Origin of the sequence: Cellulosimicrobium sp. 22598 (genome assembly GCF_052044445.1) — a bacterium.
Lineage (GTDB): Bacteria > Actinomycetota > Actinomycetes > Actinomycetales > Cellulomonadaceae > Cellulosimicrobium > Cellulosimicrobium cellulans_G.
Map to the genome: position 1 here is coordinate 16839 of NZ_JBQEMZ010000022.1, position 23471 is coordinate 40309.

Consider the following 23471-nt stretch of genomic DNA (forward strand, 5'->3'; position numbering starts at 1 on the left):
GGTCGACGCTCACCGTCAACCCAGCAGGCCCGACCCCAGCGAGACGAGGACGGGCACGAGCCCGACGAGCACGAACGCCGGGAGGAAGCACGCGCCGAGCGGGAGGACGAGGTGCACGGCGAGGCGCGCCGCGGCCGCCTTGGCGGCGGCGGTCCGGTCCTGGCGCGACGCCTGCGCCGCGGCGCGCAGCGCGGGCGCGGGGGCCGCGCCGTGCAGCCAGGCCGGGCGCAGCGCGCGCCGCACGACCTCGAGCTGCGGTGGCGCCGTCGCCCAGGCGGCGTCCCACGACGCGCCGAGGAGGAGCGCCGCGCCCGCGGCTCGCAGGGCGGCGCCCTCCCGACCGCCGACGCACGCCCCGACCACGTCCAGGGCGCGCGGGACGGCTGCGCCGGAGCGGACCGCCGCCGCGAGGAGCTCGAGGAGCACGCCCGTCTCGAGGGGTCCGTCGTCCGGTCGCCCCCGACCTCCGCCCCGTCCCTCCCGCTCCCCCTCGCCCGTCGCCCCGCCGGGGCTGCCTGCGGTGCTCTCCGGCCGTCGCGACACCGCGACGGCCCGCCGCACGACGGCCGCCCGCGCCGCCCACCACGGCGCGGTCGCCACCAGGACCCACGCCGTCACCAGGAGCGCGGTCACCGGTCCTCCCCCGCGGCGCGCGCCCGCTCGACGAGCCGCCCGGACCAGGTGCGCCCCGCGAGCAGGAGCACGAGCCCGAGGAGCACCCCGACGGACCCGATGCCGCCGTCGGTCGCGGTGCCGAGCGGGTCGGCCCCGAGGACGTAGCCCAGCAGGACGCCCACCGCCGGGAGCCACAGGAGCACGCGCGCGGTCGCCCGCGGCCCGGCGAGCGCGGCGTCCCGCTCGGCGCGGGCCTCGGCGTCCGCCGCCACCGACGCCGCGACCTCGTCGAGCACCGGGGCCAGCGGTGCGCCCACCTCGACCGCGAGCCGGCACGCCGCCACGAGGGCCCGCGCCGTGGGGAGCCCGCCCACGTGCGGCGCGAGGTCGACGGCGCGGGGGACGCCCGCGGCGTCGACCCGCACCCCGAGCGCCCGCTCCCACGCCGCGCCGGGCGCGGCCCCGGACCGCAGGAGCGACCCGACCTGCGTCACGACGACGCGCACGAGCTCCGGCACGGCCCGCACCCGGGACCTGCGCCGCAGGAACGCCGGTCGCCCCGTCCGCGGCGAGGACCGGCCGACGATGCTGCGGGCCGGGCGTCCGCCTCGCGCTACGGCGCACCAGACCGCGGCGCCGACGAGCGCACCGACGAGGCCCGTCACGTGAACCTCACGCGCACCACCGCGCCAGGAGCTCGTCCCACGCGGGGCCGGCGACGGGCCCCGTGCCATCGGCCGGCGACCTGTCGGCCCGGTCCGGCCCCTCCGGAAGCACCGGAGCGCCGTCCCACGACCCCGCGAGGTCCACGCGCAGACCATCCCGCTCGTCGCTCCGCACGACGCCGATCTGGGCGAGCACGCGCCGGGTCGTGCCGCCCGCGCGCAGCCGACGCAGGTGCAGCACCACGTCGAGCCCGCCGGCGGCCTGCGCCGCCACGGCGGCGCGGTCCATCCCCGCGAGGGCCGCCAGCGCCTCCAGGCGCGCGGGGATCACCTCGACGTCGTTCGCGTGGATGGTCGCCAGCCCGCCCTCGTGGCCGGTGTTGAGCGCCATGAGCACCTCGCGCACCTCCGCGCCGCGGCACTCCCCCAGCACGATGCGGTCGGGGCGCATCCGCAGCGCGGCGCGCACGAGGTCGGCGAGGTCGACGCCGCCCGCGCCCTCGACGTTCGCCCGGCGTGCCGTGAGCGGGACGACGTGCGGGTGGTCCGGGTCGAGCTCGCGCGCCTCCTCGACGCAGACGATGCGCTCGTCGGGCGGGACGAGCGCGAGCAGCGCGGCGAGCAGCGTCGTCTTGCCGGTCCCGGTCCCGCCGGAGACGAGCACGCTCGCGCGCGCCGCGACGAGCCGGCGCAGGACCGGTTCCCAGGCGTGCGGGACCGTGCCGGACGCGACGAGGTCGGCCAGGCCGAACGTCCGGGTCCGCAGCACGCGCAGCGAGATCACGGCGCCGGCCCCGCACACCGGAGCCACCACCGCATGGAGGCGCGTCCCGTCGGGCAGCCGGGCGTCGACCACGGGCGAGGCGTCGTCGAGTCGCTGCCCGCCCGCGGCGGCGAGCCGCACGGCCAGCGATCGCACGGCCTCCGGCCCTCCGAGCGGGACGACGACGCGTTCGAGCCCGGCGCCGCGGTCGACCCAGACCTCGTCGGGCCCGTTGACGAGCACGTCGGTCACCCCGGGCTCGTCGAGGTAGCGCTGGAGCGGTCCGGCGCCGAAGATCTCCGCGTGCGCCGTGCGCGTCAGCTCCCGCAGGGCGGTCGTGCCGAGCACGCGCCCGGACGCCCGCAGCGCGTCGGCGACGGCCGCGTCGTCAGGCCCCGCCGAGCCCAGGCCGGCCTCCGCGCCGGCCCGCACGAGGCGGTCCCGGACGCCGTCCAGCAGCGGGCCGCGCCCCCGTTCCGAGCGTCCCGGCCTCGGGTCGCGCCCGCTCACCCGAGGCTCCCCGCGTACCGCGCCGCGAGGTCGCGTCCCGCGCGCACGACCGGCCCGCGCCCGACGCACGGGCCCTGGCCGCGCTCGATCGCCGCGGCGAGCCCCCGGTCCCAGCCGACCGCCGCGGCGACCCCGAGCCCGACGGCGTCCGCGACCTCCCCGCCGGACAACCGACCCGGAGCCGGTCGGCGCAGGACGAGCGCCGCCGGGCCGGGGACCCGGTCGCGCACCGCCGCGGCGCCCGCGACCCCGGCCACGTCGAGCGGCGTCACGACCAGCACCTCGTCGCACGCCCCGAGCAGCTCCCCGCCGGCACCACCAGGCCCGAGCGCGGCACGGTCGACGTCGAGCACGAGCACCCCCGACCGGCCGGACGTGACCTCGGCGAGCGCCGCCACGACGTCCGCGAGCGCCGCGGGCTCCGGGCCGCCGCCGCGCTCGGTGCTGACGACCGGGACCGTGCCCCACCGCGGCAGGCGCGCGAGGAGGTCCTCGCCGTCGAGCCGACCGCGCGCGTCGGCCAGGTCGGGCCAGCGCACGCCCGGGTCCTGCTCGATGCCGAGGAGCACGTCGAGCCCACCGCCCACGAGCGCGAGGTCGACCAGGCACGTGGGTGCGCGACGTCGCGCCACCGCGCGGGCGAGCGCGGAGGCGACCACGCTCGCGCCCGCGCCGCCGCGCGCTCCCACCACCGCCACGACCGCCCCGCCCATCGCGTCCTCCCCCCGCCCGTCCACCGGCGACCCACCCTGCCGTGACCGGGCGGGTGGCGTCGGGGCGGAACCGCGACCTGTGGACGGGCGCCCCGGCGAGCGCTCCTGTGGACGGCCACGTTCCGCGGCTAGGCTCGCGACCGTGACCCCGCTCCCGGACCCGACGGACCCGCCCCGCACCGGCCGGGTCGCCGCGTTCTTCGACCTCGACAAGACGATCATCGCGACGTCGTCGGCCGCGGCGTTCTCCCGGCCGTTCTTCGCCGGCGGGCTCATCAACCGCGGGGACGTGCTGCGCAGCGCCTACGCGCACTTCCTGTTCATGGTGGGCGGAGCCGACGCGGACCAGACCGAGCGCATGCGCGCGCACCTGTCGAGCCTCGTGACCGGGTGGGACGTCGCCACGGTGTCGCGCATCGTCGAGGAGACGCTGCACGAGCACATCGACCCCGTCGTCTACGCGGAGGCGGTCGAGCTCATCGAGTCCCACCACGAGCACGGGCACGACGTCGTCATCGTGTCCGCCTCCGGGAGCGAGGTCGTCGAGCCCATCGCCGCGGTGCTGGGCGCCGACCACGCGATCTCGTCGCGCATGGCGGTCGAGGACGGCCGGTACACGGGCGCGATCGACTTCTACGCGTACGGCGAGAACAAGGCCGTCGCGATCCGCGAGCTCGCCGCGCACGAGGGGTACGACCTGGAGGCGAGCTACGCCTACTCCGACTCGGTGACCGACGCGCCGATGCTGGGCGCGGTCGGGCACGCGTTCGTCGTCAACCCCGACCGGACGCTGCGCCGGCTCGCCGCCGAGCACGGCTGGGGTGCGCTGACGTTCTCGAAGCCGGTCGCGCTGCGGTCGCACCTCTCGGGGTCGACGCCGGTCCTCGCCGTGGCGGGGGTCGTCGCGCTCGGCGTGGTGGCGTGGGTCGCGTGGCGCGCGCTGCGCCGTCGCCGCCGCGGCTGAACGGGGCGCGGCCGGGATCACGAGACGACTCCCGCCGCCCGCCGAAGGGCCCGATCCGGACCTCCCGGACCAACCGCTCCGGGCTGTTCGAACGTCCGTAGAACACGGTGTGGAAGTCCCCGCGGAGCGGTTGCGCTCGTCGGCCGCCCGGGCTGTGATGGAGGGACAACAGCATCTCGGCGGTACCCACGCGCAGGAAGTCCACGTAGGGACTCGCTGACCGGACGAGACCCGGCCACGACGGCCACCTCGCGCCGTTGCAGCGGACACGGTTGCACGCCTGATAGCCGCCACGGTGCTGGCGGGACGGCGCTCCTGAGGGGGCGCCGTCGTCGTGCCGGGCGCGCGGTCGCCGCGCGATACTGGAGCCCATGACGTCAGCGCCGAGTGTCTCCTCCTCCATCACCGTCCGGCTCCAGGTCGAGGCGCGCCCCACCGCCGTGAGCGAGCTGACGACGGCGATCGAGCACACCGGCGGGATCGTCTCCGCCCTCGACGTCACGGCCTCGGGCCACGAGCGCATCACGGTCGACGTCACGGTCGCGACGCGCGGCGAGGAGCACGCCGGCCAGATCGTCGAGGCGCTGCGCGCGCTGCCGGGCGTCGTCGTGGACCGCGTCTCGGACCGCACGTTCCTGCTGCACCTGGGCGGCAAGCTGCAGATCGAGTCCAAGGTGCCGATCCGCAACCGCGACGACCTGTCGATGATCTACACGCCCGGCGTCGCGCGCGTGTGCGAGGCCATCGCGGCCAAGCCCGAGGACGCGCGCCGGCTCACGATCAAGCGCAACACCATCGCCGTGGTCACCGACGGCTCGGCCGTGCTCGGGCTGGGCGACATCGGCCCGCTCGCCTCGCTGCCCGTCATGGAGGGCAAGGCCGCGCTGTTCAAGCGGTTCGCGGACATCGACGCGTTCCCCATCGCGCTCGACACGACCGACGTCGACGAGATCGTGCGCACCGTCAAGGCCATCGCGCCCGTGTTCGCGGGCATCAACCTCGAGGACATCTCGGCGCCGCGCTGCTTCGAGATCGAGGCCCGGCTGCGCGCCGAGCTCGACATCCCCGTGTTCCACGACGACCAGCACGGCACGGCGATCGTCGCGCTCGCGGCGCTGACGAACGCGCTGAAGGTCGTGGGCAAGGACCTGCCCGACGTGCGCATCGTGCTGTCGGGCGCCGGCGCCGCCGGGACCGCGGTGCTCAAGCTCCTGCTCGCCGCGGGCGCGCACGACGTCGTCGTCGCCGACATCGAGGGCGTCGTCCACCCCGCGCGGCCCGGCCTGTCGCCGTCGCTCGCCTGGACCGCCGTCAACACCAACCCGCGCCACGTCACGGGGACGCTGCGCGAGGCCGTCGTCGACGCGGACGTCTTCATCGGCGTGTCCGCGCCCGACGTCCTCACGGGCGACGACGTCGCGCGCATGGCGCCCGGCGCGATCGTCTTCGCGATGGCGAACCCGCGCCCCGAGGTGGACCCGGTCGACGCGGCGAGGCACGCGGCGATCGTCGGCACCGGGCGCTCCGACTTCGCGAACCAGATCAACAACGTCCTCGCGTTCCCGGGCGTGTTCCGCGGCCTCCTCGACGCGCAGTCGCACCGCATCACCGACGGCATGCTGCTCGCGGCCGCGCGCGCCCTGGCGTCCGCGATCCACGAGGACCAGCTCAACCCGACCTACATCATCCCGAGCGTGTTCAACCCCGAGGTGACGTCGCTCGTCGCCGCGGCCGTCGAGCGCGCAGCGCGCGCGGCGGACGCGGCCGAGCCCGCCGCGCTCACCGGCGGGCTCCCGCGCGTCGCGCCCGTGCCGGCATCCCCGTCGGCCGCGCCGACCACGACCACCCCGGAGGCCTGACCCGTGCAGCGCGTCACCACCCGCAACGCCGCGTTCCAGCAGTGGGAGGCGCTGCTCACCAACCGCACCAAGCGGCACCGCGCGGGCGAGATGGTCGTCCAGGGCGTGCGGCCGATCACGCTCGCCGTCGAGTCGGGCTGGACCGTGCGGACCTGGCTCGTCGACGCGGACCGGTCGCTGTCGAGCTGGGCGCACGCGATGCTCGACCGCGTCCGGACCCGGCGGTTCGCGGTGTCGTCGGAGCTCATGCGCGAGCTCGGAGGCAAGGACGACGACGCGCCGGAGCTGCTCGCCGTCGTCGCGACGCCGCCCGACGACCTGGGGCGGATCGCCGTCGGCGGCCGTGCCGCCGGGGACGAGGGCGCCGCGTTCCTCGGCGTCGTGCTCGACCGCCCCACGAGCCCGGGCAACGTCGGGACCGTCGCACGCTCGCTCGACGCGTTCGGCGGCGGCGGGCTGGTCGTCGCGGGGCACGCCGCGGACCCGTACGACCCGCGCGCCGTGCGCGCCAGCACGGGCTCGATCTTCTCCGTGCCGACCGTGCGCGTCCCCGCGGGGCGCGACGTCCTCGACTGGGTCGCCGCGCAGCGCTCCGCCGGGGTTCCCCTGACCCTGCTCGGGACGGACGAGGACGGCGACGTCGAGCTCGCGGACCACGACCTCACCGGCCCGACGCTCGTCCTCACCGGCAACGAGACGACCGGCCTCAGCGCCGGGTGGCGCGAGGCGTGCGACGTCATGGTGAGCATCCCGATGCTCGGCTCGGCGAGCTCGCTCAACGCCGCGAGCGCGACGACGGTCGTGCTGTACGAAGCCGTCCGGCAGCGCCGGTCCCGCTGACGCCGCCACGGCGGAGCAGCCTCTGCCACGCCGCCGACGACCGCCGGCGGGCATTTGCGAGCGGTCCCGCCGAATGATGGACTCCTGTGACCGCGCTCACGACAACGGGTCTAGACTCCCCAAGGTCGGGGCCCACCGTCGTGGGCGTCCGACCGCCCTGCGCCCCGCCGCCCCTCCCTCGGCGGCCCACGCACGGGCGCCGCACCAGAGTCGATGCGCACCGGAGGTCAGCGTGCCAGAGAACGAGTCCACCACCGCCCAGCCCGGGTTGGAGAACCTCCTCCACGAGACCCGGAGCTTCCCGCCGAGCCCGGAGTTCGCCGCGCAGGCGAACGCGAAGCCCGAGCTCTACGAGGAGGCGCGCGCCGACCGGCTCGCGTTCTGGGCACGGCAGGCGAACGACCTCGTCACCTGGCGGACGCCCTTCACCGAGACGCTCGACTGGTCGCAGGCGCCGGTCGCGCGCTGGTTCGCCGACGGCACGCTCAACGCCGCGTACAACGCGGTCGACCGCCACGTCGAGGCGGGTCTGGGCGACCGGGTCGCGATCCACTTCGAGGGCGAGCCGGGCGACACCCGCACCGTGACGTACGCCGAGCTGCAGCGCGACGTGTCGCGCGCGGCCAACGCGCTCGCCGCGCTCGGCGTCGAGACGGGCGACCGGGTCGTCATCTACCTGCCGATGATCGTCGAGGCGGTCGTCGCCATGCTCGCGTGCGCGCGGATCGGTGCGCCGCACTCGGTCGTGTTCGGCGGGTTCTCGGCGGACGCGCTGCGCAGCCGCATCGCCGACGCGGAGGCGAAGCTCGTCATCACGGCCGACGGCGGCTACCGCCGCGGCGCCGCCTCCGCGCTCAAGCCCGCGGTCGACGAGGCGCTCGCGCAGAAGGAGGGCGCGGACCCGACGACGGTCGAGCACGTGCTCGTCGTGCGCCGGACCGGCCAGGACACCGCGTGGACCGAGGGCCGCGACGTGTGGTGGCACGACGCGCTCGAGTCGGCCGACACGACCCACACGCCGGTCTGGGTCGAGGCCGAGCACCCGCTGTTCATCCTCTACACGTCCGGCACGACCGGGAAGCCCAAGGGCATCCTCCACACGACCGGCGGCTACCTCACGCAGTCCGCGTACACGCACCGCAACGTCTTCGACCTCAAGGCCGAGAGCGACGTCTACTGGTGCACGGCCGACATCGGCTGGGTCACGGGCCACTCCTACGTGGTCTACGGCCCGCTGCTCAACGGCGCGACCCAGGTGATCTACGAGGGCACCCCGGACTCCCCGCACCAGGGGCGCTGGTGGGAGATCGTGGAGAAGTACAAGGTCTCGATCCTCTACACCGCGCCGACGGCGATCCGCGCGTGCATGAAGTGGGGCGAGGAGATCCCCGCGAAGTTCGACCTGTCGTCGCTGCGCGTGCTCGGGTCGGTGGGCGAGCCCATCAACCCCGAGGCGTGGATGTGGTACCGCCGCGTCATCGGCGGCGACCGCACGCCCATCGTCGACACGTGGTGGCAGACGGAGACCGGCGCGATCATGATCTCGCCCCTGCCGGGCGTCACGGCCGCCAAGCCGGGCTCCGCCCAGGTGCCGCTCCCGGGCATCGTCGCGGACGTCGTCGACGACGAGGCGCGCTCCGTGCCGAACGGCGGCGGCGGGTACCTCGTGCTGTCCGAGCCCTGGCCCTCCATGCTGCGCGGCATCTGGGGCGACCTCGAGCGCTTCACGGACACGTACTGGTCGCGCTTCCCGGGCATCTACTTCGCGGGCGACGGCGCCAAGAAGGACGAGGACGGCGACGTCTGGCTGCTCGGCCGCGTCGACGACGTCATGAACGTCTCGGGGCACCGCCTGTCCACCACGGAGATCGAGTCGGCGCTCGTCTCGCACGAGATCGTCGCGGAGGCCGCGGTCGTGGGCGCGAGCGACGACCTCACGGGCCAGGCCGTCGTGGCGTTCGTCATCCTGCGCGGCGAGCACGCCGGCCGGGCGTCCGACGCCGACGGCGCGGCGGCCGTGCAGACCGAGCTGCGCAACCACGTCGCGAAGGAGATCGGCCCGATCGCCAAGCCGAAGCGCATCCTCGTCGTGCCGGAGCTGCCCAAGACCCGGTCCGGCAAGATCATGCGCCGTCTGCTGCGCGACGTCGCGGAGAACCGCACCGTCGGCGACGCGACGACCCTCGCCGACTCGTCGGTGATGGACCTCATCTCGGCGGGCCTGCAGAAGCCGTCGTCGTCCGAGGACTGACCGGCCTTCGCCGACCACGGGGTCGGTGTCGTTCTCCGCGCGAGAACGACACCGACCCCGTTCTCGTGCGCGGGCAGGGTCGTGTTCGGTGAGCGAACACCCGCCGTCGATATGGCCGTGCCCGACGGCCCGTGGACGGCGTAGCGTCGGGAGGTGATCCCCGTTCCCGCGGCCGACGGTCGTTCCCTCCTGGTCGAGGAGCTCGGCCTGCGCAGCGACTGCGCGCGCTGCACCGGCCTGTGCTGCGTGGGTCTCCACCTCGTGCGCTCCGCCGACTTCGCGATCGACAAGCCCGCGGGCGCCCCGTGCCCGAACCTGCGCGACGACTTCGGCTGCGGCATCCACGCCCGGCTCCGCGAGTCCGGGTTCCCCGGCTGCGTCGCGTACGACTGCCTCGGGGCCGGCCAGCGCGTGACCGCGTCCGTCCGGTCCGCGCACGACGGCGCGACCTGGCGCGACGACCCGGCCGCCGCGCGCGACGCGTTCGCGGCGCTCCCCGTCGTCACGCAGCTCCACGAGCTGCTCTGGTACCTCGCCGAGGTGCTGTCGCTCCCCGCCGCGGCACCCGTGCACGACGACGCGCGCCGGGCCCTCGACCGGACGGCACCCCTCGCGGACCTCGCCCCGGCGGACCTCCTCGCGCTCGACGTCGGCGCCGTCCGCCGCGACGTCGGGCCGCTGGTCGACCGCGCGAGCGTGCTCGTCCGCGACGCCGCCCGGCCCAGTGCGTCCCGCCGTCCTCCAGGCGCGGCCGGCGCCGGGTCCCGGTCCGCCCGCGGCCGAGGCCGGACCGAGGGGCACGGCCCGGCGACGGCGCCGCGCGCCGCCGTCGGGCACCGGGTGCCGGACGCCGGTGCGCGACGCCGCCTGCGACCCGGCGCGGACCTCGTCGGCGCCGACCTGCGCGGGCTCGACCTCACCGGGTCCGACCTCCGGGCCGCGCTGCTGCTGGGCGCCGACCTGCGCGGCTCCCGGCTGGACGCCGTCGACCTCCTGGGAGCGGACCTCCGCGGAGCCGACGCGCGCGGCGCCGACCTCGCGCGTGCGCTCTTCCTCACCCCGGCGCAGGCCGGCGCCGTCCGCCGAGACGAGCGCACGACCCTCCCCGCCGCGCTCCTTCCCTGACCCGGGCGCACCGCGACGTCGGCACTGCCTGCCGAGATCGGCAGCCGCGACCGCCGATCTGGACCGGGAGCGCCGATCTCGGCGGCGGTCGGCGCGGACGCTGTCGGCGCGGACGCTGTCAGCGCAGGGTGGCCCGCCGTGCCAGCGGGGCCGCGAGCACCGCGCACACGGCGACGAGGGCCGCCGCGCCCCAGGCGAGCGCGCCGTACGACGAGAACCCGATGATCGCCCCGGCGAGGATGCCGCCGACGGCGCCGCCCGCGTTCATCGCGAGGTCGGAGAGACCCTGCACGGACGTGCGCGACGGCCCGGGCGTCGCGTCGACGAGCAGTGCCGACCCGGCGACGAGCCCGCACGACCAGCCGAGCCCCAGGAGCACGAGGCCGACCGTCAGCCGCGCGGAGTCCTCCCCCGGCGCGCCCGCGACGACGACCGCGGCCGCGAGGAGCAGCGCGCCCCCGACATAGAGGACGCGCGCGTGCCCGACCCGGTCCGCGAGCCACCCGACGACCGGGCTCAGGGCGTACATGCCCGCGATGTGCGCGCTGATGACGAGCCCGACGACCTGGAGCGTCGCCCCGCCGTGGTTCATGTGGACGGGCGTCATGGACATGAGCCCGACCATGACGAGGTGGCTGAGGACGATCGCGCCGAGGGCGAGGCGCGCCGTCGGGCTGGCCGACACGACGGCCCACCCGGCGCGCAGACCGTCGCGCCACGACGAGCCCTTGCCGTCTCCCGGTCCGGCGCCCGGCACCGCTCCCAGGCCCGTGTCGGACACCGCGTCGGCCGTCGCGCGCGACGCGAGCAGCGGGTCCGGCCGCAGCCAGACCACCACGACGACCGCCGCCAGCGCGAACGCGACCGCCGCGAGGACGAACGGAGCCGCGCTCGGCGCCGTCGAGCCGTGCTGCGCGTGCGCGTCGCCGAGGCGCAGGCCGGGTCCCGCGACGCGGTCCGCGAGCCCGGCGAGGGTCGGACCGACGACGGAGCCGACCGTCGTCGCCCACACCACCACGGAGAGGTCGCGCGCCCGCCGCTGGGGCGTCGCGAGGTCGGTCGCCGCGAAGCGCGACGCGAGGCCGGCCGCCGTCCCCGACCCGAAGAGGAGCATGGCCACGACGAGCAGCGGCCAGGAGCCCACGAGCACGGCGACGGTCGCGAGGACCGCTCCGCCGGTCGCGACGCCGAACCCGAGGAGCAGGGACGGCCGCCGCCCGCGCTGTCCGGCCACGTGCGCGAGCGGCAGCGCGACGAGGGCGGCACCGACGACGCCGGACGTCGAGGTGAGGCCCGCGATCGCGTCCGACCCGGACAGCGCGGACGCGACGAGCGGCGCGACCGCGATCCCGCTCGCGACGCCCACGCCCGAGAGCACCTGCGTCGCGGCGAGGGTCGTCAGGGTGCGACGCTGCGTCGGGAGGACGGGGACGTCGGAACCGACGTCGGAGGACGGGGTCGCCGGTTCGGGGGCGGGCTGCTCGGTGCTCACCGGAGCACGGTAGGTCCCGGCGAGCGGCCCTGACGAGCCCTTACGCCGCCACCGGACGCCGAGATCCTGCCGCGCCGCCGCGCCGCGGGCTCGCCGCGAGAGCGCGCAGGACGCCACGCGCGGCCTCGCGACCGGCCCGGTTCGCACCGATCGTCGACGCGCTGGGCCCGTACCCGACGAGCTGCACGCGGGGGTCGCGGGCCGCCGTCGTGCCGTCGAGGACGATCCCGCCCCCGGGCGCGCGCAGACCGAGCGGCGCGAGGTGGTCGAGCGCGGCGCGGAACCCGGTGGCCCAGAGGATGACGTCGGCGGGCTGGAACAGCAGCCCGTCGTCGTTCGCGCCCGCGGCCCACTCGACGCCCGACGCCGTGACCCGCTCGAACATCGGCCGGCGCCGCAGCACCCCGCTCGCGATCCCGGCGCGGTAACGCGGGGAGAGCGGGAGGCCCGTCACGGAGACGACGCTCCCCGGCGGGAGGCCGGCCGACGTCCGCTCGGCGACGCGCGCGACGGCAGCACGACCGAGCTCGGGCGAGAACTCCTCCTCGACCCACACCGGTTCGCGGCGCGTGACCCACGTGGTCCCGGACGCGTGCGGCGCGATCTGCAGCAGGAGCTGCGTCGCGGACGCCCCGCCGCCGACGACCACGACGTGCTGCCCCGCGAAGTCCTCGGCCGCGCGGAAGTCGTGCGTGTGGAGCTGGCGGCCGCGGAACGTCTCCATGCCCGGGTAGCGGGGCCAGAACGGCCGGGTCCACGTGCCCGTCGCGTTGACGAGGGTGCGCGTCCGCACGACGAGCCCGCGCGCGTCCGGCCCGGCGCCGACCGTCGCGCGCACGCGCAGCAGGGCGGGGTCGTCGGGGTCCTCCACCACGTCGTCGACCGTGGCCGGGCGCACGACGCGCAGGTCGTTCTCGCGCTCGTACGCCGCGTAGTAGCGCGGCACGGCGACGTTGGCGCGCTCCGCGGGGTCGCCGGCCGGGAGCGGGACGCCCGGGAGGTCGTGCACGGCGTGCGTCTCGGCCATCGTGAGCGAGTCCCAGCGCTCCCGCCACGCCCCGCCCGGCCCACGACCGCCGTCGAGCACGAGCGGGTCCAGCCCGGCGCGCCGCAGGTGGTACGCGGCGGAGAGCCCCGCCTGCCCGGCCCCGACGACCACGACGTCGCGCACGGCGCCCGGGCCACCGGCACCCCCCGCACCCGTGCCCACCGCGTCCCGCACATCCGTCACCTGGCTCACGCCCCCTTCAACGACCCGGCCCAGCCGAACCTTCCCCGCCACCCAGCAACGTGCCGAACACGACATGAGGGGCGTTATCGAGCCGATGGCGACCTCCATGTCGTGCTCGACGACGGGCAACGTCGGGTTCGGCACGGCGCGGGCCGGGTTCGGCCGGTCGCGGGCGCCGGGGGCAAGATGGGGCGGTGGAGACCGCGATCCTCTGGCACACCGGGCCGCTCATCGACGACGTCGAGATCACGCAGGTCCACGAGCTCGCCGCCGCGGCCGAGAGCGCGGACGGCGTCGCCCCCCTCTCCGAGCAGCCGCTGCTCAACCTGCGCGAGGCGACCGACGACGTCGTGCACCTCCTCACGTGGCGCGCGGGCGAGCTCGCGGGCTACGCACAGGTGGACAAGCGTGGCGACGCACCGAGCGCGGAGCTCGTCGTCGCCCCCGCGCACCGCCGGCACGGGCTCGGGTTCCACCTGCTCGGCAGCGCCGCGGACCGCGCTGCCGAGCCGCGGCCGAGCGACCGGGGCGCCGACCACGACGGGCAGCCGCACCCCGGCGCGGAGACCGACGGCGAGCCCGCCCGCACGCCGCGCCCCCCGCTGCGGGTGTGGGCCCACGGCGACCTCCCCGCGGCCCGCGGCCTGGCCGCGCGGGCGGGCTACGCCGTCGTGCGCGAGCTGCTGGTCCTCGAACGGCCGCTCGCCGGGCCGCAGGAGCGCCCCGCCGTCCCCGACGGCCTGCGGCTGCGCGCGTTCGTGCCCGGGGACGACGACGCCGCGTGGGTCCGGGCGAACGGGCTCGCCTTCGCGCACCACCCGGAGCAGGGCCGGCTCACGGTCGACGACCTGCGCGCCCGGATGCGCGAGGACTGGTTCGACGCGGCCGGGCTCCTGCTCCTCGAGCGCGACCCGGCGCCCGACGACGGGGCGCCCGAGCTCGTCGGGTTCGTCTGGACCAAGATCCCGACCGGCCAGCCCGACGGCGCGCGCGAGGGCGAGATCTACGTCGTCGGGGTCGTCCCGACCGCCCAGGGCGAGGGGCTCGGCCGGCTGCTGACCGCCGTCGGGCTCGCGCACCTCGCCGACCGGGCCGCCACGACCGCGGTCCTCTACGTGGACGGCGACAACGTGCCCGCCGTCCGCACGTACGAGCGCGCGGGCTTCACGCGGCGCGCCGTGCACGTGCAGTACGCGCGCCCGGCCGCGCGGTGACGCGTGTCACGCACCGTTCACCAACTGGTGCCACCATGAACCCATGACCGACACGTCCACGCAGCGCACGCTCGACCCGGACCTGGCCGCGCACATCGCCGAGCACATCGCGGAGGAGCCGGAGATCGAGCCGGTCGGCACGGAGCTCGACCTCGGTCCGCTGCCCGACGACCGGTTCGCCGACCGCGAGCTGAGCTGGCTCGCGTTCAACCAGCGCGTGCTGGAGCTCGCGGAGGACCCGAGCCAGCCGCTCCTGGAGCGCGTGCGGTTCCTGGCGATCTTCGCGTCGAACCTGGACGAGTTCTTCATGGTCCGCGTGGCGGGCCTCAAGCGCCGCATGGCGACGGGCATCGCGGTCACCGCGGCGTCCGGCCTGTCGCCGCGCCAGGTGCTCGACGCGATCAGCGAGCGCGCGCACGACCTCATGGCGCGGCACGCGCGCGTCTTCGCCGACGAGGTCCAGCCCGCGCTCGCGGCGGAGGGCATCACGCTCGTGCACTGGGACGAGCTCGAGACCCGCGAGCAGGAGCGCCTGCACAAGTTCTTCCGCAAGCAGATCTTCCCGGTGCTCACGCCGCTCGCCGTCGACCCGGCGCACCCCTTCCCGTACATCTCGGGGCTGTCGCTCAACCTCGCGGTCGTCGTGGCGAACCCGACCACGGGCAAGGAGCACTTCGCCCGGGTCAAGGTGCCGCCGCTGCTGCCGCGGTTCATCGCGGTGGACGCGCGCGGGCGCCCGAGCGCGCCGACGTCGCAGACCGCCGCCCCGGACCGCGGGCCGACGTCGTTCGTGCCCATCGAGGAGGTCATCGCCCAGCACCTCGACCACCTCTTCCCCGGCATGGAGGTGCGCGAGCACCACCTGTTCCGCGTCACGCGCAACGAGGACGTGGAGGTCGAGGAGGACGACGCCGAGAACCTGCTCCAGGCGATGGAGAAGGAGCTCCTGCGCCGGCGGTTCGGCCCGCCCGTGCGGCTCGAGCTCACGCCCGGGATCAGCCCGCGCATCCGGGCGCTGCTCGTGCGCGAGCTGGGCGTCGTCGAGGAGGAGGTGTACGAGATCCCCGAGCCGCTCGACCTCACGGGCCTCAACCTCATCGCCGACCTCGACCGCGCGGACCTGCACTTCCCGCCGTTCGTCCCGACGACGCACCGGCTCCTCGCGGAGGTCGAGAGCGCGTCGCCCACCGACGTGTTCGCCGCGATCCGCGAGCGCGACGTGCTGCTGCACCACCCCTACGACTCGTTCTCGACGTCGGTGCAGACGTTCCTCGAGCAGGCGGCGGCCGACCCGGCGGTGCTCGCGATCAAGCAGACCCTGTACCGGACGTCGGGCGACTCGCCGATCGTCGACGCGCTCATCGACGCCGCCGAGGCGGGCAAGCAGGTGCTCGCGCTCGTCGAGATCAAGGCCCGGTTCGACGAGCAGGCCAACATCTCCTGGGCGCGCAAGCTCGAGCAGGCGGGCGTGCACGTCGTGTACGGGATCGTCGGGCTCAAGACGCACTGCAAGCTCTCGCTCGTCGTGCGCCAGGAGTCGGACGGCCTGCGCCGCTACTGCCACGTCGGCACCGGGAACTACCACCCGAAGACGGCGCGCCTCTACACCGACCACGGCCTGCTCACGTGCGACCCCGACGTCGGGCAGGACCTCACGCGCCTGTTCAACCAGCTCTCCGGGTACGCGCCGCAGTCGCGGTTCCACCGCCTGCTCGTCGCGCCGCGCACCGTCCGCTCCGGCCTCGTCGAGCGGATCGACCGCGAGGCGACCGCCGCGCGCGAGGGCCACGAGGCGTGGGTCAAGATCAAGGTCAACTCCGTGGTCGACGAGACGACGCTCGACGCGCTCTACCGCGCGTCGCAGGCGGGCGTGAAGGTCGACCTCGTCGTGCGGGGCATCTGCGCCGTGCGTCCCGGCGTCCCCGGCCTGAGCGAGAACATCCGGGTCCGCTCGATCCTCGGCCGCTTCCTCGAGCACTCCCGCATCTACGCGTTCGCGAACTCCGCGGGCCCCGCGATCGGCGAGGGCCCGGACAGCGGGCCCGAGGTGTTCATCGGGTCGGCCGACCTCATGCACCGCAACCTCGACCGCCGCGTCGAGGCGCTCGTGCGCATCACGGACCCCGACCAGGTCATCGAGCTGCTCGACCTGCTCGACGCGTCGATGTCCGAGCGCACCGCGTCGTGGCACCTCGACGCCGACGGCACGTGGCACCGGCCGGAGTCCGGGCCCGACGGCACGCCCCTCGTCGACCTCCAGGCGAGCCTCGTGCAGCGACAGCGCCGCCGGCTCGTCGGGAGGCGGTAGCGGATGGGTGTGCCCTCCCCCGCCCTGCGCAGCGGTCTGCCCCTCGTGGACGCCCTCGGCCCGACGCACGTCTCGCACGCCCCGGTCATCGAGTCCGCCGGGGCCCTCGTGTGGCGCGTGCGCGACGACGACCTGCAGGTCCGCCTCGTCCACCGGCCCCGGTACGACGACTGGTCGTGGCCCAAGGGCAAGCTCGACCCCGGCGAGACGTTCCAGGCCGCCGCGGCGCGCGAGGTCGCCGAGGAGACCGGCAAGCCGGTCGTGCTGGGCGTCCCCCTGCCGGGCCTGCAGTACCTCACGCCCGAGGGCCGCGTGAAGCGCGTGCACTACTGGGCGGCGCGCAGGGCGTCGCGGAAGGCGGACGCCGGTGCGCTCGCCGCGCGCGCGCCCGTCCCGCCGGTGTCGCCGCAGGAGATCGACCGCGCGGCCTGGCTCTCGGCCGACGACGCCGCGCAGCGCCTCACGCGCCAGGCCGACCGTGCCCCGCTCGAGGCGCTCGTGCGCGAGCGCGAGGAGGGCCGGCTGGCGACGCACGTCGTCGTCATCGCGCGGCACGGCAAGGCCGTCGCACGCTCGGCGTGGCACGGCGACGAGCAGGACCGGCCGCTCACCCCCGCGGGGCACGCCCAGGCCGTCGCCCTGGTGCCGGTGCTCGCGGCGTACGGGGTCGAGACCGTCGTGACGAGCCGCTGGGACCGGTGCGCGCAGACGATCGCGCCCTACGCCGGCGCGTCGGGGCTGGAGACCGTGAGCATCGACCACCTCACGGAGGCGCAGCACGAGCGCTCCCCCGCGCGCGTCGCGCGGACCGTCCGCGAGCTCCTCGAGGCCGAGCGGTCGTCGGTGCTGTGCACGCACCGGCCCGTGCTGCCCACGGTGCTCGACGTGCTCGGCCAGCACTCGCGCCGACCCGTCGCGAACGCGCTGCCGACGCACGACCCGTTCCTCGAGCCGGGCGAGATGATCGTCGCCCACGTGGCCCGCACGCCCAAGGGCCCGCGCGTCGTCGCGGCGGAGAAGGTCGCCCCGCCGCTGCACTGAGACCAGGACGAGGACGGCGCCCCGCCGATCCGGGCCGAACCCGGGTCGGCGGAGCGCCGTCCTCGTCGTCGTGTGCGGTGTGCGCGCCCGGCGCGCGGCGTCAGAGCAGGATCGGGCTGAGGATCCAGTAGACGACGGCCGCCACGAGCGCGGCCGCCGGGATGGTCAGGACCCACGCGACCCCGATGTTCTTCGCGACGCCCCAGCGGACCGCGGACAGCCGCTTGGTCGCACCGACGCCCATGATCGCGGAGGTGATCGTGTGGGTCGTCGACACCGGCGCGTGGAAGATGAACGCGTTGGCGTACAGCACGACGGCGGAGACCGACTCGGCGACGAAGCCGCGCGCCGGGTCGAGCTCGATGATCTTGCGGCCCAGCGTGCGCATGATGCGCCACCCGCCGGCGTACGTGCCGAGGGAGATCGCGGTCGCCGCGGACAGCTTGACCCACAGCGGGATCGTGTTGTCGTCCTGGAACCCGCCCGCGACGAGCGCGAGCACGATCACGCCCATCGTCTTCTGCGCGTCCTGGAGGCCGTGGCCCAGGGCCATCGCCGCCGCCGACGCCGTCTGCGCGATGCGGAAGCGACGAAACGCCCGGGCGGGCGCCGCGTTCCGGAACACCCACAGCAGCAGCACCATGATCGCGAACGCGAGCCCGAAGCCGATGAGCGGCGAGAACACCATGGGCAGCACGACCTTGTCGAGGATCGCGTCCCAGTGGACCGTGATGCCCGACGCGATCCCGACGCCCGCGAGACCGCCGATGATCGCGTGCGTCGAGGACGACGGCAGCCCCAGCCACCACGTGATGAGGTTCCACGTGATCGCGCCGACGAGGCCGCACAGCACGATCACGAGTCCCTGATGGGGTGGGACGTCGTTGACCGCGACGATGTCCTCGGCGATGGTCTGCGCGACGGCCGTGCCCAGCAGGGCGCCGATGAGGTTGAACACCGCCGCCATGAGGAGCGCGGCGCGCGGCGTGAGGGCCCTGGTCGAGACCGAGGTCGCGATGGCGTTCGCGGCGTCGTGGAACCCGTTGGTGTAGTCGAACGCCAGGGCGAACGCCACGACGACGACGACGAGCACTGCCTCCACGGGGCTCAGGACTCCTTGAGCGCGATGGTCTCGACCGTGTTCGCGACCTTCTCGAAGGCGTCGGCCGCCTGCTCGAGGACCTCGACGATCTCCTTGAGCTTCATGAGGAGGACCGGGTCGGACACGTCGTCGAACAGCTCGGCGAGCAGCTTGCGGTGGACCTTGTCCGCCTGGTTCTCCAGGCGGTTGACCTCGACCCAGTACTCGGGGAGGTCGTCCATGGAGCGCAGGCGCGGCATCGCCTCGGCCGTGAGCTCCGACGCGCGCTGGAGCACCTGGACCTGCTCGGACACGCGGGCCGGGAGCTCGTCCACCTTGTAGAGGACGATGAGGTCGGCCGCCTCCTCCATGAAGTCCATGCAGTCGTCGAGCGCCGACGCGAGGGCGTAGATGTCGTCCCGGTCGAACGGGGTGACGAACGTCTGGTTGAGCCGCCGCATGATCGAGTGCGTCGCGTCGTCCGCGAGGTGCTCCGTCTCGCTGAGCTGCTTCGCGAGCTGCTTGCGCGTCGGGCGGTCCGCGCCCAGCAGCTCCGCCAGGAGCATGGACCCTGTGACCAGGTGCTGCGCCGAGGCGGCGAGAAGGTCGAAGAACGAGGTGTCGCGCGGTGTCAGGCGCAGGCGCACGGGAGGCTCCGGAAGGGACGCGGGGTAGGGGCTGAGCTGGCGTCGGCCACAGGGGCCGCTCGGCCGCCGGACGGGGCCGGTCAGCCGGGGTGGTCACGATCTCGGGTCGGATGATCTCTGGATGAACGCACGTCGAACTCTCGTCAAATGTATCCGACGCACGGCGCGATGCTGGAATCGTCGGGGCGAAGGTCCCGGATCCTCAGGACACCCGCAGCCCGCGCCCGGCGTCCTCGCCGGGGCGACCATCCGTCCCGTGCGCGACGACGCGGGCGCGACGGGCGGGGAAGGCGGGAGAAGTTGGCGACGCCGGACCGGGAGCGCCTCTCGGCGCGTGGCCGCTCGTAGCGGCTGAGTGTGGAGCCCGGGGCTACCGCGGCCCGGCGTCGTGAACCATCGTACGTGCCGACCGCCCCCCGAGATACCTCGCCGACCCCGTGTTCGCGCTCCGCGAGAACCCCACCCCCCGACGTGCGCACCACCCCCGCACCCCGCACCCTCCGCCCCCACCAGCCGAAGCAGACCCCCGAAGATAGACCCCTGGTCGCGCGAGGTAGAGCCCTGGTCGGCCGAGGTAGAGCCCTGGTCGGCCGAGGTAGAGCCATGGTCACGCGAAAGAGAGCCGCGGTCGGCCGAGGCAGAACCGTGGTCACGACCCACGACGACGGCCCGCGACCCCACCCCCTTCTCGACACGCCGGGGGCAACATCGAGACTCCGTCGGACAGCGGAACAGCGAACGCAACGACGACCGGCCGCACGGCAAGACGTGAACCACCACCGCGGGCCGTCGCCCGGGCGAGGACTGACCAGGGCGAGACGACGCCGGGCGGGGTGGGTGGTGGTGCCGCGTCGTGGTCGGGCCTGGCGGGAGCCGCGAGGAACGAGCGGCGGATGGTAGACGCGGCACCACCACCCACCCTGCCCACCCAGGGCAACCACACGCCGTCGAACACAAGAACCACGGCTCCACCTCGGCCAACCACGGCTCTACCTCGCGCGACCGGCGGTTTCCCTCGGGAGTTCAGTCGAGGCGGTCGGCGCGCCAGAGCTCGGCGGCGTGCTCGAGCTCTTGGGCGGTGCGGAGGAGCGACCCGGCGCCGCGGGTCGTGCGGAGCGCGCCGTCGGGGTCGGCGACCTCGCGCGCGTCGGCGTCGAACGCGGCGCCGGTCGCGAGGATCCGGCAGAACGACCCCGCCCGCTCGAGCGCGACGGCGAGGTCGCCGGTGAACACGCCGGAGAGCACGGCGTCGACGAGGTCGCGCACGTCCTGGGGGCCGGGTGGTCGGGGGACTCCGGCGATGGCCTCGTGGACGGGGGCGGCGTCGACCCCGAGGCGGTACCGCAGCGTCACCGTCTGCGGGTCGCGGCGGACCCACTCGCGCAGCACGTAGAGCCGCCAGAGCGCGCCCGGCAGGGAGTTCGGGGCGGCGTCGGACCACAGGCCGGCGACGACGTCGAGCCCCTCGGTCTCCACGAGGTGGACCAGGCGCTCGACGACCTCCGGGTCCTCGGTGTCGCGCGCGCGGTGGACGATCGCGTGCGCGGTCGTGTGCGCGACCTGGTCGCGGAGCGCGGGGTCGAGCTCGCCGGGGAGCTCGTCGGCGTCGCGGGGGTCGAGCATCGCCGGGCGGCGGGGTCGTTGCGTGCGGTCGGACCGACCGGGGTCGGGTCGGCCTGCGGGGGTGGCGGGGACGTCGTCGGGCACGCGCCCAGTGTCCACCCGGTGGGGGCCCGGTCGCACCGTCCCGGTACCCCCGCCGTGGCGGACGACCAGCGACCCGAGGCCCCGGCGAGGCGGCACCCCCGTTCGCCGCGCCGCCGAAAGCACCCCGCCCTACAGTGACGAGAGGGGCCTCGACCGGCTCCGGGACGGAGCGGAGGACGAGATGTCGAGCAGCGACGCAGCAGGTCACGCGACCGTGAGCGCACGCAGCGCGCACCGGAAGGCGATCGGTCTGGCCGTCGCCGCCGCCGTCGGCGGGTTCCTCTTCGGCTTCGACAGCTCGGTCATCAACGGGGCCGTCGCCGCGATCGAGGGCCAGTTCGACCTCGACTCGGCCGTCACGGGGCTCGTCGTCGCGATCGCGCTCCTCGGCTGCGCGCTCGGCGCGTGGTCGGGCGGCCGGCTGGCCGACCGCTGGGGCCGCACGCGCGTCATGGTGTTCGGCGCGATCCTGTTCTTCGCGTCCTCGATCCTGTCCGCGATCGCGTGGTCGGCGTTCGACCTCGCGATCTGGCGCTTCATGGCGGGTGTCGGCATCGGCATCGCGTCCGTCATCGCCCCGGCCTACATCGCGGAGATCGCGCCGGCGCGGCTGCGCGGTCGCATGGGGTCGCTGCAGCAGCTCGCGATCACGGTCGGCATCTTCGCGGCGCTGCTGTCCGACCAGCTCCTCGCCGAGACGGCGGGCGGCGCCTCCAACGAGCTGTGGTTCGGGTGGGAGGCGTGGCGGTGGATGTTCCTCGTCTGCGTGATCCCGGCCGCCGTGTACGGCATCCTCGCGATGCGCATCCCGGAGTCGCCGCGCTACCTGGTGGCGAAGGGTCGCGACGACGAGGCGCGCGCCGTGCTGGAGTCCGTCCTGGGCCCGGACGAGGACGTCGACGACCGCATCGCACAGATCCACCGTTCGATCGCGGTCGACGAGAAGAACGCCCAGGAGGGGACGCTCAAGGGCTCGACGTTCGGGCTCAAGCCGATCGTGTGGGTCGGCATCCTGCTGTCGGTGTTCCAGCAGTTCGTCGGGATCAACGTGATCTTCTACTACTCGACGACGCTGTGGCAGGCGGTCGGGTTCGACGAGAGCCAGTCGTTCCTCGTCTCGACGATCACGTCGGTGACGAACGTCGCGGTGACGTTCATCGCGATCGCGCTCGTGGACAAGGTGGGTCGTCGTCCGATCCTGCTCATCGGCTCGGCGGGCATGACGCTGTCGCTCGGCATCATGGCGCTCGCCTTCACGCAGTCGAGCGGGACCGGTGACAACATCACCCTGCCCGACCCGTGGGGCCCCATCGCCCTGGTCGCGGCGAACGCGTTCGTCGTGTTCTTCGGGGCGTCGTGGGGGCCGCTCGTCTGGGTGCTGCTCGGCGAGATGTTCCCGAACCGCATCCGTGCGGCCGCGCTCGGCGTCGCGGCCATGGCGCAGTGGCTCGCGAACTTCGCGATCACCCTCACGTTCCCGCCGATGCTGTCGGCGTTCGGTGCCTCGATCCCCTATCTCATGTACGCGGTCTTCGCGGCGCTGTCGTTCGTCTTCGTCTTCAGCAAGGTCCCGGAGACGAAGGGTGTCGAGCTCGAGGACATGGGCGACGAACGCGTAGGCCGCACGGCGCACTAGCCCTCCTGCCGAATCCGGGGTCGCTCCCTACGGCGTCCGCCACGTGAGGAGCGACCCCGGGTTCGGCCGTGTCCGGTCCTGTGAGCCCGGTCGGGAATTCCTTGCTCCGCACAATGGTTGCTGAAAGCAACTGCGAGGAGTATGCTTGCCTGCAGCAACCAAGGAGTGCCCGTGCCCGTCATCACCCCCGCCGCGACCACCGCGGACCCCGAGCTCGCACCCGACCCGTCCCCCGCGGCGGGCCTCATCCGCGCGCTCGACGAGCTGGCCCGCGCCCAGCGCGAGTCGGCCGTCCGCATCGCGCGCGACCTCGACATCCCGCGTTCGTCGTTCGGCCTGCTCCGCATGCTCCAGCGGTGCGGTCCCGTCCAGCTCGGGGACATCGCCGCGAAGCTCCGCGTCGACCTCTCCGTGGCCAGCCGCCAGGTGAGCCACCTGGTCGACGAGGGCCTCGTCCGCCGCACGGTGGACGACGACGACCGGCGCGCCCGGACCGTCGAGCTCACCGACGCGGGGCGCGGGCTCGTCCTGCGGGCGTACGAGCACATCGACTCCCTCGCCGCCACGACGTTCGCCGAGTGGCGCGACGAGGAGATCGTCGAGGCCACGCGCCAGATCGAGCGTGTGGCCTCCGCGGTCGTCGCCGGCCACGCCGCACCCCGCACGACCGGGTGACCGACGGCGCCCGGCGGCACCACCGCCGTCGGGCACGTCCCCCGACCGCCGCCCGCGCCGCCGCGCGGACCGGCCACCAGACCACCTGACACCGCCCCACGACACGCCGGCCCTCCGACACGGCCCCGTGAGCA

General features: G+C 75.1%; 19 protein-coding genes. 10 read left to right on the top strand and 9 right to left on the bottom strand.

Going from position 1 to position 23471, the window contains the following annotated elements:
* Window positions 1-15: 15 nt before the first annotated feature.
* The 4 genes from ACTJIY_RS18385 to ACTJIY_RS18400 are packed head-to-tail and all read right to left on the bottom strand — an operon-like array spanning window position 16 to window position 3290.
* Entirely contained in the window at window positions 16-633 is a 618-nt protein-coding gene (locus ACTJIY_RS18385) for a type II secretion system F family protein (protein ID WP_440673937.1), read from the bottom strand.
* The gene (locus ACTJIY_RS18390; protein ID WP_440697251.1) at window positions 630-1280 is read right to left on the bottom strand and encodes a hypothetical protein; all 651 of its coding nucleotides are present in this window, start codon (window positions 1278-1280) and stop codon (window positions 630-632) included. Before ACTJIY_RS18390 ends, ACTJIY_RS18385 begins: the two co-directional genes overlap by 4 nt.
* A 7-nt stretch (window positions 1281-1287) precedes the next feature.
* Window positions 1288-2553, bottom strand: a complete 1266-nt coding sequence (locus ACTJIY_RS18395; protein ID WP_440673935.1) for a TadA family conjugal transfer-associated ATPase — start codon at window positions 2551-2553, stop codon at window positions 1288-1290.
* Entirely contained in the window at window positions 2550-3290 is a 741-nt protein-coding gene (locus ACTJIY_RS18400; protein ID WP_440673934.1) for a pilus assembly protein FlpE, read from the bottom strand. The genes ACTJIY_RS18395 and ACTJIY_RS18400 overlap by 4 nt, the downstream gene beginning before the upstream one ends.
* 118 nt (window positions 3291-3408) lie before the next feature.
* Between ACTJIY_RS18400 and ACTJIY_RS18405 the strand changes: the two genes are divergently transcribed.
* The 5 genes from ACTJIY_RS18405 (at window position 3409) to ACTJIY_RS18425 (ending at window position 10305) form a co-directional block, all read left to right on the top strand.
* The gene (locus ACTJIY_RS18405) at window positions 3409-4230 is read left to right on the top strand and encodes an HAD family hydrolase (protein WP_253055277.1); all 822 of its coding nucleotides are present in this window, start codon (window positions 3409-3411) and stop codon (window positions 4228-4230) included.
* Between the two features lie 371 nt (window positions 4231-4601).
* Window positions 4602-6089 (top strand): NAD-dependent malic enzyme, encoded by a 1488-nt coding sequence (locus ACTJIY_RS18410; RefSeq protein ID WP_440673933.1) that lies wholly within the window; start codon window positions 4602-4604, stop codon window positions 6087-6089.
* 3 nt (window positions 6090-6092) lie between these two features.
* Complete coding sequence (locus ACTJIY_RS18415; protein WP_253055275.1) at window positions 6093-6929, top strand: TrmH family RNA methyltransferase; 837 nt, start codon at window positions 6093-6095, stop codon at window positions 6927-6929.
* A gap of 232 nt (window positions 6930-7161) precedes the next feature.
* The gene (acs, locus tag ACTJIY_RS18420) at window positions 7162-9180 is read left to right on the top strand and encodes an acetate--CoA ligase (RefSeq protein ID WP_440673932.1); all 2019 of its coding nucleotides are present in this window, start codon (window positions 7162-7164) and stop codon (window positions 9178-9180) included.
* A 153-nt stretch (window positions 9181-9333) separates the two neighbouring features.
* Complete coding sequence (locus ACTJIY_RS18425) at window positions 9334-10305, top strand: pentapeptide repeat-containing protein (protein WP_440673931.1); 972 nt, start codon at window positions 9334-9336, stop codon at window positions 10303-10305.
* 118 nt (window positions 10306-10423) lie between these two features.
* On the opposite strand, the gene ACTJIY_RS18430 is transcribed toward ACTJIY_RS18425, so the two are convergent.
* Window positions 10424-11797: an MFS transporter gene (locus ACTJIY_RS18430; protein ID WP_440673930.1), complete on the bottom strand. Its 1374-nt coding sequence runs from the start codon at window positions 11795-11797 to the stop codon at window positions 10424-10426.
* Between the two features lie 40 nt (window positions 11798-11837).
* The gene (locus ACTJIY_RS18435) at window positions 11838-13037 is read right to left on the bottom strand and encodes an FAD-dependent oxidoreductase (RefSeq protein ID WP_440673929.1); all 1200 of its coding nucleotides are present in this window, start codon (window positions 13035-13037) and stop codon (window positions 11838-11840) included.
* A gap of 185 nt (window positions 13038-13222) precedes the next feature.
* Between ACTJIY_RS18435 and mshD the strand changes: the two genes are divergently transcribed.
* From mshD to ACTJIY_RS18450, 3 genes are read left to right on the top strand one after another with little or no spacing between them, the layout of a single operon-like run.
* A complete protein-coding gene (mshD, locus tag ACTJIY_RS18440; RefSeq protein ID WP_440673927.1) occupies window positions 13223-14242 on the top strand; it encodes a mycothiol synthase in 1020 nt (339 codons plus the stop codon).
* Window positions 14243-14285: 43 nt separating this feature from the next.
* A complete protein-coding gene (locus ACTJIY_RS18445; protein ID WP_353707553.1) occupies window positions 14286-16550 on the top strand; it encodes an RNA degradosome polyphosphate kinase in 2265 nt (754 codons plus the stop codon).
* Window positions 16551-16553: 3 nt separating this feature from the next.
* On the top strand, window positions 16554-17591 hold the full coding sequence (locus ACTJIY_RS18450) for an NUDIX hydrolase (protein ID WP_253055269.1): 1038 nt from the start codon (window positions 16554-16556) through the stop codon (window positions 17589-17591).
* Between the two features lie 100 nt (window positions 17592-17691).
* On the opposite strand, the gene ACTJIY_RS18455 is transcribed toward ACTJIY_RS18450, so the two are convergent.
* The 3 genes from ACTJIY_RS18455 to ACTJIY_RS18465 all read right to left on the bottom strand — a co-directional run bounded on the left by ACTJIY_RS18455 (window position 17692) and on the right by ACTJIY_RS18465 (window position 20942).
* Window positions 17692-18693, bottom strand: coding sequence for an inorganic phosphate transporter (locus ACTJIY_RS18455; protein ID WP_253055268.1), 1002 nt, complete (start codon window positions 18691-18693; stop codon window positions 17692-17694).
* 5 nt (window positions 18694-18698) lie between these two features.
* Complete coding sequence (locus ACTJIY_RS18460) at window positions 18699-19319, bottom strand: DUF47 domain-containing protein (protein WP_440673926.1); 621 nt, start codon at window positions 19317-19319, stop codon at window positions 18699-18701.
* 1023 nt (window positions 19320-20342) lie between these two features.
* Complete coding sequence (locus tag ACTJIY_RS18465) at window positions 20343-20942, bottom strand: hypothetical protein (protein ID WP_253055328.1); 600 nt, start codon at window positions 20940-20942, stop codon at window positions 20343-20345.
* 265 nt (window positions 20943-21207) lie between these two features.
* On the opposite strand from ACTJIY_RS18465, the gene ACTJIY_RS18470 reads away from it, so the two are divergent.
* Both ACTJIY_RS18470 and ACTJIY_RS18475 read left to right on the top strand, forming a co-directional pair.
* Window positions 21208-22662 carry a sugar porter family MFS transporter gene (locus tag ACTJIY_RS18470; RefSeq protein ID WP_439157419.1) on the top strand — a complete coding sequence of 485 codons (1455 nt, stop codon included), beginning with the start codon at window positions 21208-21210 and terminating at the stop codon, window positions 22660-22662.
* Between the two features lie 171 nt (window positions 22663-22833).
* Entirely contained in the window at window positions 22834-23337 is a 504-nt protein-coding gene (locus ACTJIY_RS18475; protein WP_253055266.1) for a MarR family winged helix-turn-helix transcriptional regulator, read from the top strand.
* Window positions 23338-23471: the final 134 nt, after the last annotated feature.

Coding starts and splice junctions, on each gene's coding strand:
- ACTJIY_RS18410 (WP_440673933.1), top strand. CDS start 4,602: ATGACGTCAGCGCCGAGTGTCTCCTCCTCCATCACCGTCCGGCTCCAG.
- ACTJIY_RS18445 (WP_353707553.1), top strand. CDS start 14,286: ATGACCGACACGTCCACGCAGCGCACGCTCGACCCGGACCTGGCCGCG.
- ACTJIY_RS18450 (WP_253055269.1), top strand. CDS start 16,554: ATGGGTGTGCCCTCCCCCGCCCTGCGCAGCGGTCTGCCCCTCGTGGAC.
- ACTJIY_RS18465 (WP_253055328.1), bottom strand. CDS start 20,942: ATGCTCGACCCCCGCGACGCCGACGAGCTCCCCGGCGAGCTCGACCCC.
- ACTJIY_RS18470 (WP_439157419.1), top strand. CDS start 21,208: ATGTCGAGCAGCGACGCAGCAGGTCACGCGACCGTGAGCGCACGCAGC.